Here is a 13863-nt window from a genome sequence, read left to right as displayed (position 1 = left end):
CACCAGCGATGTTCGAACCTGTCTATCGGAGCAGCCCGGGCGCCGACGCGATGCGCCCGGCGTCTGCCGAGAGGGCCGAGGAAATCGCCCCCGGGCTGTGGTGTTCGCCGGGGTTGTCCAACTCGTATCTGCTCACCACGACCGAGGGTCGGGTGGTCATCAACACCGGGATGGGTTTCGAGGGCCCGGTGCATCGCGCGAACTTCGACGCCGTCGACTCGTCGCCGGTGCGCTACATCATCTTCACGCAGGGCCACGTCGATCACGTCGGCGGCCTGGACAGCGTGCGCGATCCCGACACGGTCGTTGTCGCGCAGGCGAACTGGAAGGCCTGGCGCGACGACAACGACCGGCTGATCCCGTACCGGGCCAGCCGCAGCGCATTCGCTTTCAAAGATACGCTGGCCACCGGCATCCAGGCCATCCAGCGGCGCCTGGGCACGTCGCGGCTGGCGGGCCAGAGCGTGCCCGCGGTGGACATCGACTTCGAGGACACCCTGCGTCTCGAGGTCGGCGGCCGGCGAATGGAACTGATTTCGGTGCCTGGAGGAGAGACCACCGACTCTTTGGTGGTGTGGCTGCCGCAAGAGCGGATCTGCTTGTGCGGAAATACCTTTGGCCCGCTCATCGGGCACATTCCCAACCTCGTCACCATGCGCGGCGATCGGTATCGGGACGCGTTGACGGCGATCGCGTCAGTGGACAGAGTCCGGGACCTGCAGGCCGACCTGCTGGTGACCGGACACTTCGAGCCGGTCCAGGGTGCCGACCGCATCAACCAAGAGCTGACCCGGCTGCGCAACGCCATCCAGTACATCCACGATCAAACCGTTGACGGGATGAACGCAGGCAAGGACGTCCGCGCGCTGATGCGCGACATCACGCTTCCCGCGGAATACGAAGTGGGCCAGGGCTACGGCAAAGTCGCCTGGGACGTGCGGGCCGTCTGGGAGAACTACTCAGGCTGGTTCCACCACGAATCGACCACCGAGCTGTATCCGGTCGGATTCGATTCGGTCGCCGCGGATGTGGTCGAACTGGCCGGCGCCGATGCGTTACTGGCGCGAGCTCGCGCTCATTTGACTGCCGAGCGCCCTCTGCAGGCCATCCATTTGGCCGAGCTCGTTCCGGCCGAACATCCTGGGGCTCGCGCCGTGTTGCGGGACGCTCATGAAAAGCTTCTCGCCAGCAGCAACAACTTCTGGGAGAGTGCCTGGCTGCGCAACCAGATAGCGAGGAACACATGACGGCATTCGCGCTACGGCCCGAAGACTTCTACCACACCGGCATCATCGTGCCTGACCTCGAGGCGGCGATGGCGCGGCTGAGCGCGCTGGCCGGTTACCGGTGGATAACCCCGGTGAGCTACACCTTGCCCTTTCGCACAACCGCCGGAACCCACGAAATCACTTCGACTTTCGTCTATTCGCTGCAGGCACCGCACGTCGAACTGATCAAGGAGGTTCCCGGAACGGCCTGGTCGGCAGCGCCCGGCAACGCGATCCATCACCTCGGTTATTGGACCGACAGCCTGGCCGAGAGCGCGAAGATACTGGAAGACAACGGCTTCAGCTTCGAAGCCACCGCCGGCACCGCAGGCCCGTCTTCGGGCGACCTGGCGCTGTTCGCCTATTACGTCGACGCGGCGGGAACCCGCATCGAGATCGTCGACCGCGCACTGTTCCCGGACTTTCCGGTCTTCCTGCAGGCGGCGGCGGGCCCGGAAGCGTAGAGAGGCGGGGTTTCGCATGCTGTTGACGGTGCTGCGCTTCAATTTTGCTTCCCCGCAAGGCGACCCACGCACGCAGGGCAAGCTCCTTTCCGCGGCGCTCGAGTTGGGACAGTGGGGAGAATCCCACGGCATCACCTCCATCAGCGTCGATGAGCATCACGCGACGGGGTACGGGTGGAGCTGCAATCCGATCATGGCCGCGGCGATGTTTTTGGCCCGGACCTCGAAGCTGATCGCCAGTGTCGATTGCGCGCTGGGTCCGCTGTGGAATCCGGTGCGACTTGCCGAGGACATCGCGCTGGTGGACAACATGAGTCGCGGACGCCTGCACACCACGGTGGGCCTGGGGTACCGCACGGTTGAATATGACGCTCTCGAAGCCGATTTCAGCCGGCGCGGTGCGCTGATGGACGCGCTGCTCGAACGAATGCTCGCCGTCTGGTCCGGCGCTGATCCGGAGAACGGGATCTGCACCGGCACCTGGTCGCGGCCGCACCCCCCGCTGTACGTCGGCGGTGGCGCACGTGCCACGGCGCGGCGCGCGGCCCGTTTTCGATTGCCGCTGAGCTTGGCGGACCACTTGCCCGACATTGCCGACTATTACCGCGAGCTGTGTGCGGAGGCGGGCATGTCGCCCTTCGTCCTGATGCCGGGGCCGGTCAATCGCGGAATGATCTACCTGCACGAGGACCCCGACCGCGCGTGGGCGGAGCTCGGAGACCACATCCTCTGGGAGGCAGTGACTTACGGCCGGTGGTCCACCGACCAGCGTTCGCTCATGCACCTGCCCGGGGTTCAAACGCTGGACCAGGTCAGGGCATCGGGACGATACCGCTTCCTCACTCCGGAGCAGCTGACCGCGGAGATCCGTGACGCCGACAACTACGGCCCGCTCGTCATGCACCCCCTGGTCGGGGGCATGCCGGTCGACGAAGCCTGGAAGTCGGTGCAGTTGCTCACCGACAAGGTCTTGCCGGCATTCTCCTGACCCACGCCCGCGACTAACCGTCGCGGCGCTGCTCCAGCCAGTCGGCCAGCGAGCGACCCGCGTCCAACACATGTCGTTCGGCGATGGTGCGCGCGCGTTCGGCGTCTTTGTCACCGAGCGCGTCCAGTAGCTCCTGGTGCTCGTCGAGTGAGTGCTTCTCGTGCTCGGGGAACAGGGTGAGGAAGTTGCTCGGCACCACCCGGACAGCCTGTTTGATCTGATTCATCAGCCGGGCCGAGTGCGCGGCCCGGTGGATCATCTGATGGAAATGCCAGTTGGCCTCGCCGATGCTGTCGTCACCGGATCGAGCGACGACGTCGGCGGCGAGTTCGCGCAGCGTCGCGAGCTCTGCAGGCTCGATCCGTGCGGCGGCCCACGCCGCGGCCTGACCCGTCAGCACGCCGAGAATGGTGAAGCTGTCCAGGACGTCGTCCGGGCTGATGCCCAGGACGGTCACGCCACTGCGCGGGGCGACCTGGACCAGGCCCTCGAAGGACAGCTCCAGCAGCGCCTCTCGCACCGGGGTGCGGCTGGTCGCGAATTCCTCCGTGATGGCGTCGAGGTCCACCCGCGCTCCAGCGGGCAGTGCGCCGGTGAGAATCCGGTCGCGGAGCTCGCGGGCGGCGCGTTCGCGCACGGTGCCGGAAATGTCGATCCTCGCCACCTGCGCACAATACCAAACAACAGATCTAACGTTTGATATCTGAAATATCAGATGTTACGTTTCAATTATGCGTACCGACAAGATGGCGCTGGTCGCCTTCATGCAGGCCGGCAGCACTTCCGTGTACGCGGGCTCGTGGCGGCACCCCGCAACGGAGCACCGCTACCTGGACGCCTCCTACTACGCCAAGATCGGCCGCCAGCTCGAAGAGGGCTGCTTCGACCTGATGTTTTTCGACGATCGCCTGGCGATGCCCGGCGTCTACGGCGGCTCGGTGGGTGAGGCGGTGCGGTACGGCGCCCGCCCGGTCAAGCTGGACCTCAGCGTGATCCTCGGTGTGCTCGCGCAGGCGACCTCCAAAATCGGGCTGGGCGCCACCTACTCGACGACCTACTACCAGCCGTTCCACGTCGCGAGGACCTTCGCCTCGCTGGACCACCTGTCGGGCGGCCGCGCAGCGTGGAACGTGGTCACCTCCGTCAACGACAGCGAAGCGCAGAACTTCGGCGTCGACGCCCACCTCGGCCACGACGAACGCTATGACCGGGCCGACGAATTCATGGACGTGGTGACCGGCCTGTGGGACACCTGGGAGGACGGCGCCGTCCGGCACGACCGGGCGTCCGGTCAGTACGCGGATCCCGCGAAGGTGCACGAGTTGGGCCACGTCGGCCGATTCTTCTCCGCGCGCGGCCCGCTGACGGTGCCGCGCACCCCGCAGGGGCGTCCGGTCATCATCCAGGCCGGTTCCTCGGGCCGGGGACGCGAATTCGCCTCGCGATGGGCCGAATTGATCTTCACCGGCGATCCTGGCATCGACGTGGCGCGCAGTCACTACGCCGATCAGAAGGACCGTATCGCCGACGCCCGCCGCGATCCCGGCGCTGTTCGCATCTGCCCCATGGCCTATGCCGTCGTCGGCGAGTCGGAAGCCCACGCCAAAGAGCGCGAAGCCATGTTCCTCGACGATCTGGTTCATCCGATGGCATCGCTGACGCTCCTGTCGGAATTGATGAATTACGACTTCGCGCAACATGATCTCGACGATCCGGTCACCGATGAACTGCTCGCCTCGGTGTCCGGAATCCGCGGTCTGGTGCAGAACCTGCGCACCCATATCGGCGGGGACACTGTCACGCTGCGTGACCTCGCCAACCATCGCGCCACCCTGTTGCAGGGGCCGCGTTTCGTGGGCACCGGCGCTCAGGTAGCCGATCAGATGGCCGACTGGTTCCAAACCGACGCGTGCGACGGATTTGTGCTGGCCGCAACGCATCTGCCTGGGGCGTTCGAAGATGTTGTGCGCATGGTGGTTCCGGAGCTGCAACGCCGGGGGCTGTTCCGCACCGAGTACGAGGGATCGACGCTGCGGGAACACCTTGGGCTGCAACGCCCTTCGAGCGCGTGGGCTGCTGCCGGTGTCAATGCTTGACGGGCTGCGGGTACTCGACCTCGCCACCCTGGCCGCCGCGCCCCTGGTGGCGACCTATCTGGGCGAGTTCGGCGCCGACGTGATCAAGGTTGAGGAACCCAGGCACGGCGATCCCATCCGCGGCTGGGGCAATCAGCGCGACGGAGTCGGGTTGATGTGGAAGTCGATTTCGCGCAACAAGCGTTCGATCACACTGGACTTGCGCTGCGGCGAAGGCCAGGACCTGGTGCGTCGTCTGGTGGCGCACGCCGATGTGGCCATCTTCAACACCCGTCCCCAGACGTTGCGCAAGTGGGGTCTGGACTATGAGAGTCTGCGCGCGGTCAACGACCGGATCGTGATGCTGCACATCACCGGTTACGGATTGAGCGGCCCGAAGAGCGAGCGGCCGGGGTTCGGCACGCTGGGGGAGGCGATGAGCGGATTCGCGCACATCACCGGCCAGGCCGGCGGCCCGCCCACGCTGCCCCCGTTCATGCTGGCCGACGGCGTCGCCTCACTGAACGCCGCTTACGCGGTGCTGATGGCGCTGTACCACCGCGACGTGCAGGGCGGGCCGGGACAGTTGATCGACGTCAACCTCATCGACCCGCTCGCCCGGCTGCTCGAGCAGACGCTGCTGGGCTATGACCAGTTGGGACTGGTCCCCGAGCGGTCGGGCAACAGGTGGGATATCTCCGCGCCGCGCAACACCTATCGCACCGCCGACGGCAAGTGGTTGGCCATGTCGGGAAGCTCGCCGGCGCTCGCGCTGCGGGTGTTCCGGGCGATCGGACGCGACGACCTGGTAACCGACCCCGACTTTGCCGACCCGCAGCGCCGGCTGGCGAGGGCCCGCGAGGTCGACTCCGTGGTGGCGGATTGGGTTGCCACCAACACACTTTCGGAGGCGATGGCCGTTTTCGACGCCCACGAGGTGGCCGCGGCCCCGGTCTATGACATCGGCGATCTGGTGGCCGACGAGCAGCTGGCGCATCGAGGGGTGTTCGTCTCCGTCGACGATGCACAGCTCGGGGCGATGAAGGTACAGGCACCCGTTCCGCGGTTCTCCTCGGCGGCCGGCACGGTCGACCATCTCGGACCCCGGCTGGGCGAACACAACGCCGAGGTCTACGGCGAGCTACTCGGCATGACTCCCAACGACATTGACAGCCTGCACGCCCGCGGCGTGTTGTGACAGAAAGAAATCGATGACTGATCTGCTCCGCCGGTCCGAACTCGCGGTGCCCGCGAGCAACGACAACATGTTCGAGAAGGGCGCCCAATGCGGCGCCGACCTGGCGTTCCTCGATCTCGAAGACGCGGTGCCCGTGGCGTTCAAGGAGGAGGCGCGCGCCAAGGCGATCACCGCGCTCAACGATCTCGACTGGGGCCGCACCGCCCGTGCCATCCGGATCAACGGGCTGGACACCCCGTGGTGCCACGACGACGTCGTCGAGGTGGTGACGAAGGCCGGCCGAAACCTCGACACGATCATCATTCCCAAAGCCCGCAGGGCACGCGACGTGTGGTGGGTCGATGTGCTGCTCACCCAGCTGGAGGCGAAACTCGGTCTGAGCGAGCGCATTCGGCTCGAGGTTCTCATCGAAGAGGTGGAAGGCCTGGCCAACGCCGAGGAGATCGCCGCCGCCAGCCCGCGGCTGGATGCCTTGATCTTCGGGGTGGGGGATTTCTCGCTGTCGCAGGGCGCCCGGGTGGACACGAACTTCGTTCCGCTCGGCGAATATCCCGGCGAATTCTGGGCCTACGCGCGCAACAAGGTGCTCGTGGCCGCCCGCATCGCGGGCATCGACGCGATCGACGCGCCCTATCCCGACTACCGGGACGTGGCGGGGTACGAGTGCGACGCTCGGCGCGCGTCGCTGCTCGGCTACACCGGCAAGTGGGCCATCCACCCCGACCAGGTGCCGGTCGCCAACGAGGTCTACGCTCCGACGGCCGACGAAATCGCCCGGGCCGAAGCCAATGTCGCCGCCTACCGGGAGGCCGAGGCCAAGGGCCGCGGCGCGGTCGGGGTGAACGGTGTCCTGGTCGACGCCGCCCACGTGAAGCAGGCGCAGCAGACGCTGGCGCGCGCCGCCCTGATCACGGCCGCGCGCTTGCGGTAACCGCTAGTCGATCACCACCAGGAGATCGCCGCCCTCCACCTGCGCGGTCTGGGACACCGCGATCCGCGCGACCTTGCCGGCCTTCGGGCTGGTGACGGCGGCTTCCATCTTCATCGCTTCGATCGTCGCGATGGTCTGGCCGGCTTCGACTTCCTCACCGACGCCGGTCGTCACCGTCACGACCCCGGCAAAGGGAGCCGCGATGTGGTCCGGGTTGGCGCGGTCGGCCTTCTCGGCAGCCGGCACATCCGAGGCGACGCTGCGGTCGCGCACCACGACCGGGCGCAGCTGACCGTTGAGGATGCACATCACCGTACGCATGCCGCGTTCGTCGGCATCGGAGACGGCCTCCAAGCCGATCAACAGCTCCACACCGCGCTCCAGCTCGACGCGATGTTCGTCGCCGTGGCGCAATCCGTAGAAGAACTGGTTGGCGCTCAGCCGAGAGGTGTCCCCGTATTGTTCGCGATGTTCCTCGAGTTCTTTGGTGGGCCCGGGGAACAGCAGCCGGTTCAGTGCCGCCTGCCGGTCGGCGCCGGGGGTCGCCAACGCCTTTTCGTCGTCAGCCGTCAGCTCCTGTTCGGGCTTTGCCGGGCCGCGGCCCTCCAATGCCTTGGTGCGCAACGGTTCGGGCCAGCCGCCGGGCGGGTCACCGAGTTCTCCGCGCAGGAAGCCGATGACCGAGTCCGGGATGTCGTAGCGGGCGGGGTCGTCGGCGAAGTCCTGGGCGCTGACGCCGGCACCCACCAGTGCCAGCGCCAGATCGCCGACCACCTTGCTGGACGGGGTGACCTTGACGAGGTGCCCCAGGATGGCGTCGGCTCCGGCGTAGGCGTCTTCGATGTCCTCGAACCTGTCACCGAGCCCCAGTGCGATGGCCTGCTGGCGCAGGTTCGACAGCTGGCCGCCGGGGATCTCGTGGTGATAGACGCGTCCGGTCGGCGCCGGAAGCCCGGATTCGAAGGGCGCGTACACCTTTCGCAGCGCCTCCCAATACGGCTCCAGGTCGCATACCGCCGGCAGTGACAGCCCGGTGTCGTAGGCGGTGTTGGCCGCCGCGGCCACGATCGATGACAGCGCGGGCTGGCTGGTGGTTCCCGCGAGCGGGGCCGCGGCGCCGTCGACGGCGTCGGCCCCGGCGTGCCAGGCCGCCACATAGGTCGCCAGCTGGCCGCCCGGGGTGTCGTGGGTGTGCACGTGCACCGGCAGGTCGAACCGGGACTTGAGCGCCGAGACCAGAGTCGTCGCGGCGGGCGCGCGCAGCAGCCCGGCCATGTCCTTGATCGCCAGCACGTGCGCGCCCGCTTCTACGATCTGTTCGGCAAGCTTCAGGTAATAGTCCAGCGTGTAAAGCTTTTCGGCGGGATCGCTCAGATCGCCGGTGTAGGACATCGCCACCTCGGCCACCGAGGCACCGGTTTCCCGCACGGCGTCGATGGCCGGGCGCATCGAGTCGACGTTGTTCAACGCATCGAAGATCCGGAAGATGTCGATGCCCGTTGCCGTCGCTTCCTCGACGAAAGCCGTCGTGACCGTCTCCGGGTAGGGCGTGTACCCAACGGTATTGCGTCCACGCAGCAACATCTGCAGGCAGATGTTCGGCAACGCCTCCCGCAGCGTCGCCAGCCGCTCCCACGGGTCTTCCTTCAGGAACCGCAGCGCCACATCGTAGGTCGCCCCGCCCCAACACTCGATCGACAGCAACTGTGGGGTGGTCCGGGCGATGTAGGGCGCCACCGTGATCAGGCCGCTGGTGCGCACGCGCGTCGCCAGCAGGGACTGGTGGGCGTCGCGGAAGGTGGTATCGGTGACGCCGACCCCGCGCGACTCGCGGAGCCAGGCGGCGAATCCCTCCGGCCCGAGTTCGGTCAACCGCTGCTTGGAACCCGCCGGTGGATCCACCGACAGGTCGACGTCGGGCAGCTTGTCGTGCGGGTAGACCGCGGACGGACGCTCGCCGTGTGGCTTGTTGACGGTGACGTCGGCCAGGTAGCTCAGGATCTTGGTGCCGCGGTCGGCGGAGCTGCGCGCGGTGAGCAGCTGCGGGCGCTCCTCGATGAACGACGTCGTGATGCGCCCGGCCTGAAAGTCGGGATCGTCTAGGACCGCTTGCAGGAAAGGGATGTTCGTCGAGACACCGCGGATACGGAATTCGGCGACCGCGCGGCGCGCCCGGCGCACCGCCGTGGCGAAGTCACGGCCCCGGCAGGTCAGTTTGATCAGCATCGAGTCGAAGTGCGCGCTGATATCGGCGCCGAGGGTGGTGCCGCCGTCCAGCCGGATTCCCGCGCCGCCCGGGGTGCGGTAGGCGGTGATCCGGCCGGTGTCCGGACGGAACCCGTTCGCCGGGTCCTCGGTCGTGATCCGGCACTGCAAGGCCGCACCATGGGGGACGATCGAATTCTGGCTCAAGCCAATATCTTCCAGGCTCTGCCCGCCGGCGATGCGCAGTTGCGCGGACACCAGGTCGACGTCGGTGATCTCCTCGGTGACCGTGTGCTCCACCTGGATGCGCGGGTTCATCTCGATGAACACATGGTTGCCGCGTTCGTCGAGCAGGAACTCCACGGTGCCCGCGCAGGTGTAGCCGATGCTCTGTGCGAAGGCCACGGCGTCCGCGCAGATCCGTTGGCGCAGCGCCGGATCCAGATTGGGAGCCGGTGCGACCTCGACGACCTTTTGGTGCCGGCGCTGCACACTGCAGTCGCGCTCATAGAGGTGAATGACGTTGCCCTGGGTGTCGGCCAGGATCTGCACCTCGATGTGCCGCGGATTGATCACCGCCTGCTCGAGAAAGACCGAGGCGTCTCCGAACGCGGATTCGGCCTCGCGGCTGGCGGCCTCGATCGCCTCGGGCAGCGACGCCGCGTCGGCGACCCGGCGCATCCCGCGGCCGCCGCCACCGGCGACGGCCTTGACGAACAGCGGGAACGTCATCGTCAAGGCGGCGGCCACCAGCTCGTCCACCGATGTCGAGGGCGGCGAGGAAGTCAGCACCGGAAGACCCGCCGCCCGCGCCGCCGCGACCGCCCGGGACTTGTTGCCCGTCAGCTCGAGCACCTCCGCGCTCGGTCCGACGAACGTGATGCCCGCCGCCGCGCATGCCGCCGCCAGATCGGGGTTCTCCGACAGGAAGCCATAGCCGGGATATATCGCGTCCGCTCCGCACGCCTGTGCCGTGGCGACGATGTCGTCGACCGACAGGTAGGCGCGCACCGGGTGGCCCTCCTCGCCGATCTGATAGGACTCGTCGGCCTTGAGCCGGTGCACGGAATTGCGGTCCTCATACGGGTAGATCGCGACCGTGCCTATTTCCAGCTCATAAGCCGCGCGGAACGCGCGGATCGCAATCTCTCCGCGATTGGCGACCAGTACCTTGGCAAACACGGTATTTACGATAGAGCCCGTTGCGGTGGTCCGACATACTCACTGAGCGGACGGATCAACGCGTTGGACGCGGTCTGCTCGATGATGTGTGCCGTCCAGCCGGTGACGCGGCTCATCACGAAGATCGGCGTGAAGATGCCGATGTCGAAGCCCATCAAGTAGTAGGCGGGTCCGGTCGGGAAGTCCAGGTTCGGTTTGATGCCGGTGGCCTCGGCCATGCCCTTCTCCAGGACTTCGTAGATGTCGAGCCAGTTCTGGCCGTCGCGCGCCGCGGCGACGCGCTTCAGTGCCTCCTTCATTGTCGGCACCCGCGAGTCACCGTTCTTGTACACCCGGTGACCGAATCCCATGATCTTGGCTTTGCGAGCCAGCTTGTCCCGCAGCCATTCCGCGGCCCGATCGGCGGTGCCGATGTCGAGCATGTCATGCATGACGGCCTCGTTGGCGCCGCCGTGCAGCGGGCCCTTGAGCGCGCCGATGGCCGCCGTGACCGCGCTGTAGATGTCGGACTGCGTGGAGGTAACCACCCGGGCGGCGAATGTCGATGCGTTGAAGCTGTGCTCGGCGTAGAGGACCATCGACTGCTCGAAGGCGTCCACCACCACCTGCTCGGGAACGTCGCCGAAGCACATGTGCAGAAAATTCTGCGCATAGTTCATGTGGCTGTGCGGGGCGATGGGGTCCAGGCCCCGCCGGCGGCGCAAGTCGGCGGCGACGATCGTGGGCAGCACCGCGAACATCCGCAGGGCCTTGGCGTAGTTGGCCGCTGCGCTGCTGTCGTCCTCATCCGGGTCTTCGGCACCAATGGAGCTGATGAAGGTGCGCACCACGTCCATCGGGTGGCAGGTCTCGGGCAACTTGGCCAGCAACGACAGCTGGGAACGGTTCAGCCGGCGGGCCGCTCGTTCCCGCTGGGAGAACAGCGCAAGCTGTTGCTCGTCGGGAAGTTCGCCGTGCCACAGCAGGTAGGCCACCTGTTCGAAGCTGCACTGTGTCGCCAGGTCCTGTACCGCATACCCGCGGTAGGTGAGGGAGTTGGTCTCCGGGACGACCTTGGAGATGGCTGTGGTGTCGACGACGACACCGGCCAGTCCCTTGTAGATGCGGGGCTGGCTGTCTTCGATAGCGCTCATTGCGCGTCTCCTCCGATGGCGAAGTTGTAGATGTCGGAATCGAATTGGTTGTAATCGGCGTAGCGCAGCAGTTCGTAGAGCCGACTGCGATGTTGCATGCGGTCCATAAGACCGGATTGCGTTCCGCTGTCGGCGATCTCACCAAGACCCGCCTCGACGGCATGCATTGCCAGCCGAAGGGTGGTCACCGGGTAGATCACCACGTTGTAGCCGATGTCGGATAGCTGTCGGACGGTCAAGAGCTCCGACTTTCCGAATTCGGTCATGTTCGCCAGCAGCGGCGTATCCATGGCGGCCCGGAATTGCTCGAATTCCATTGGCGTCCGGAGGGCTTCGGTGAAGATCAGGTCGGCACCCGCATCGGCATAGGCCTTGGCGCGCTCGATCGCGGCAGCCACCCCCTCGATCCCGGCGGCATCGGTGCGGGCGCAGATGATGAAGTTCGGATCCCTGCGGGCGGCAACGGCGGCGCGCAGGCGCTTGACCATCTCGACGGCCGGTACCACGGCCTTGCCGTCGAGATGCCCGCACCGCTTGGGATTTTCCTGGTCCTCCAGGTGGCAACCCGCCAGCCCGGCGTCCTCCAAGAGGGTCACGGTGCGAGCGGCGCTCATCGGCTCGCCGAAACCGGTGTCGGCGTCGATCAGGGTGGGTAGGTCGGTCACCGATGCGATCTGCGCTCCGCGGCCGCTGACTTCGGTCAAGGTGGTCAGCCCGATGTCGGGCAGCCCGAGGTCGGCCGACAGCGCCGCCCCGGACACGTAGACCCCTTCGAAGCCGAGCTCGGCGATGAGCTTGGCCACCAGCGGTGAGAAGGCTCCCGGGAAGCGTTGCAGCCGGCCACTTTGCAGGCCGGCGCGGAACTGGGCCCGCTTCGCCGCCGCGGGCACGGTCGCGCCGATCGGCCCGCTCATCAGAAGATCCCCGAGGGAATCACCGGCGCGTGGGCAAGCACCGGCGGGGAGACCGCGATGTTGAGCGCTCCCAGCCCACCCGGCCGCAGATCTGGCAGGCCTTCAGCCGCCGATAGGAATCGCCGCTGCTCGGCATCGCTGACCACCCCGTCAGCCAGCTCCGTGAACTTTCCAAGGTATTGCTCGCGCCCGAACGGCCTGGCCCCCAACGGATGCGCGTCGGCGACCGCGATCTCGTCGACGATCACTTCACCGCTTTCGAGGGTGACCTCGGCGCGGGCGCCGAACGCCTTGTCCGCAGGATCGGAGGAGCGGTAGCGCCGGGTCCATTCGGGATCTTCGACCGTCGAGACCTTGCGCCACAATTCGACGGTGTCGGGACGGTGTGCCCGCTCCGGCGTGTAAGACCTTTCGTGGTGCCAGCTTCCGTCCTGCAAGGCGACCGCGAAGATGTACATCACGGAGTGGTCCAGCGTTTCGCGGGAGGCATCCGGATCGAATTTCTGCGGATCACCGGATCCGGTGCCGATGACGTAATGAGTGTGGTGGCTCGTGTGCAACTCGATCGCGGCGATGCGACCCAGATCGCCGATGCGGTCGCGCATTCGGCGCGCCAGGTCGATCAGCGCCTGACTCTGGTATTCGGCGGAGTGCTCCTTGGTGTAGCTGTCCAGAATGGCGCGCTTCGGCTCGCCGGCCTCGGGCAGCGGCACCCGATAGGTGTGCTCCGGCCCCGAGAGCAGCCAGGCGATCACCCCGTCCTCGCCCTCCCAGATGGGTGCGGGCGCGCCCTCGCCACGCATCGCGCGGTCGACGGCCTCGATGGCGACCTTGCCGGCCCACGCGGGTGCGTACGCCTTCCAGCTGGAGATCAGGCCCTTGCGTGATTGCCGGGTGGACGTCGTCAGGTGCAGGGCCTGTCCAATCGCGGAGTAGATGGTCTCCTTGTCCAGCCGCAGCATGGTGCCCAGACCCGCCGCCACCGACGGGCCGAGGTGAGCGACGTGGTCGATTTTGTGCTCGTGCAGGCAGATTCCCTTGACCAGGTTGATCTGGATCTCGTAACCCGTTGCGATGCCGCGGATCAGGTCGGCTCCGCTGATTCCGAGGTGCTGGCCGACCGCGACCAGGGCCGGGATGTTGTCGCCCGGGTGCGAGTACTCGGCGGCCAGGAATGTGTCGTGAAAGTCCAACTCGCGCACGGCGACCCCGTTGGCCCAGGCCGCCCATTCCGGGGAGTAGTCGCCCTGGATCCCGAAAACCTTGGCGCCCTTGACGGAGGTGGGGTGTGCCTGTGCCTGGACGCGGGCGGCGGCGGTCGGGCGGCGGTTCACCGAGGCCGCCGAAACCGCCGCATTGTCGATGATGCGGTTGATCACCATCGCCGCGGTGTCCGCTGGCACGGCGACGGGGTCGGCGGCGACCTCGGCGATCTTCCATGCCAGGTGCTGGTCGCGGGGGAAATTGTCGGCGCTGCGACGGGTTCGAACGTCATGAATCCGCAT

The 13863-nt window shown here is 66.9% G+C and carries 11 protein-coding genes; 6 read left to right on the top strand and 5 right to left on the bottom strand.

The annotated features are described in order from the left end of the window. Window positions 1-8: 8 nt before the first annotated feature. Genes AC5Y5B_RS08410 through AC5Y5B_RS08400 form a run of 3 tightly spaced genes read left to right on the top strand, consistent with a single transcriptional unit; the run spans window position 9 to window position 2720 of the window. Window positions 9-1247 (top strand): MBL fold metallo-hydrolase, encoded by a 1239-nt coding sequence (locus AC5Y5B_RS08410; RefSeq protein ID WP_500005023.1) that lies wholly within the window; start codon window positions 9-11, stop codon window positions 1245-1247. Next, the gene (locus AC5Y5B_RS08405) at window positions 1244-1732 is read left to right on the top strand and encodes a VOC family protein (protein WP_500005019.1); all 489 of its coding nucleotides are present in this window, start codon (window positions 1244-1246) and stop codon (window positions 1730-1732) included. Before AC5Y5B_RS08410 ends, AC5Y5B_RS08405 begins: the two co-directional genes overlap by 4 nt. 16 nt (window positions 1733-1748) lie before the next feature. After that, window positions 1749-2720, top strand: a complete 972-nt coding sequence (locus AC5Y5B_RS08400; RefSeq protein ID WP_500005017.1) for an LLM class flavin-dependent oxidoreductase — start codon at window positions 1749-1751, stop codon at window positions 2718-2720. A gap of 13 nt (window positions 2721-2733) precedes the next feature. Here the strand turns inward: AC5Y5B_RS08400 and AC5Y5B_RS08395 are convergent, their stop codons facing one another. Further along, window positions 2734-3384, bottom strand: a complete 651-nt coding sequence (locus tag AC5Y5B_RS08395; protein ID WP_112633722.1) for a GntR family transcriptional regulator — start codon at window positions 3382-3384, stop codon at window positions 2734-2736. Between the two features lie 67 nt (window positions 3385-3451). Here AC5Y5B_RS08395 and AC5Y5B_RS08390 point away from each other — a divergent pair, with 67 nt between their 5' ends. Genes AC5Y5B_RS08390 through AC5Y5B_RS08380 form a run of 3 tightly spaced genes read left to right on the top strand, consistent with a single transcriptional unit; the run spans window position 3452 to window position 6924 of the window. After that, window positions 3452-4816: an LLM class flavin-dependent oxidoreductase gene (locus tag AC5Y5B_RS08390; RefSeq protein ID WP_500005013.1), complete on the top strand. Its 1365-nt coding sequence runs from the start codon at window positions 3452-3454 to the stop codon at window positions 4814-4816. Beyond that, a complete protein-coding gene (locus AC5Y5B_RS08385; protein ID WP_500005273.1) occupies window positions 4809-5993 on the top strand; it encodes a CaiB/BaiF CoA transferase family protein in 1185 nt (394 codons plus the stop codon). Before AC5Y5B_RS08390 ends, AC5Y5B_RS08385 begins: the two co-directional genes overlap by 8 nt. Before the next feature lie 13 nt (window positions 5994-6006). Beyond that, a complete protein-coding gene (locus AC5Y5B_RS08380) occupies window positions 6007-6924 on the top strand; it encodes an HpcH/HpaI aldolase/citrate lyase family protein (RefSeq protein WP_112633719.1) in 918 nt (305 codons plus the stop codon). 3 nt (window positions 6925-6927) lie between these two features. Here AC5Y5B_RS08380 and AC5Y5B_RS08375 read toward each other — a convergent pair whose 3' ends face one another. Genes AC5Y5B_RS08375 through prpD form a run of 4 tightly spaced genes read right to left on the bottom strand, consistent with a single transcriptional unit; the run spans window position 6928 to window position 13863 of the window. Further along, the gene (locus tag AC5Y5B_RS08375) at window positions 6928-10311 is read right to left on the bottom strand and encodes a pyruvate carboxylase (protein WP_500005008.1); all 3384 of its coding nucleotides are present in this window, start codon (window positions 10309-10311) and stop codon (window positions 6928-6930) included. Window positions 10312-10316: 5 nt separating this feature from the next. After that, window positions 10317-11444 (bottom strand): bifunctional 2-methylcitrate synthase/citrate synthase, encoded by a 1128-nt coding sequence (locus tag AC5Y5B_RS08370; RefSeq protein WP_112633717.1) that lies wholly within the window; start codon window positions 11442-11444, stop codon window positions 10317-10319. Then, window positions 11441-12358, bottom strand: coding sequence for a methylisocitrate lyase (gene prpB / locus AC5Y5B_RS08365; RefSeq protein ID WP_500005006.1), 918 nt, complete (start codon window positions 12356-12358; stop codon window positions 11441-11443). The genes AC5Y5B_RS08370 and prpB overlap by 4 nt, the downstream gene beginning before the upstream one ends. Beyond that, window positions 12358-13863, bottom strand: coding sequence for a 2-methylcitrate dehydratase PrpD (gene prpD, locus AC5Y5B_RS08360; RefSeq protein ID WP_500005004.1), 1506 nt, complete (start codon window positions 13861-13863; stop codon window positions 12358-12360). The genes prpB and prpD overlap by 1 nt, the downstream gene beginning before the upstream one ends.

This window comes from Mycobacterium sp. NGS33 (assembly GCF_059812885.1).
Note: the sequence above shows the minus strand (reverse complement) of the source record. Positions and strands in the feature narration are given on the sequence as shown.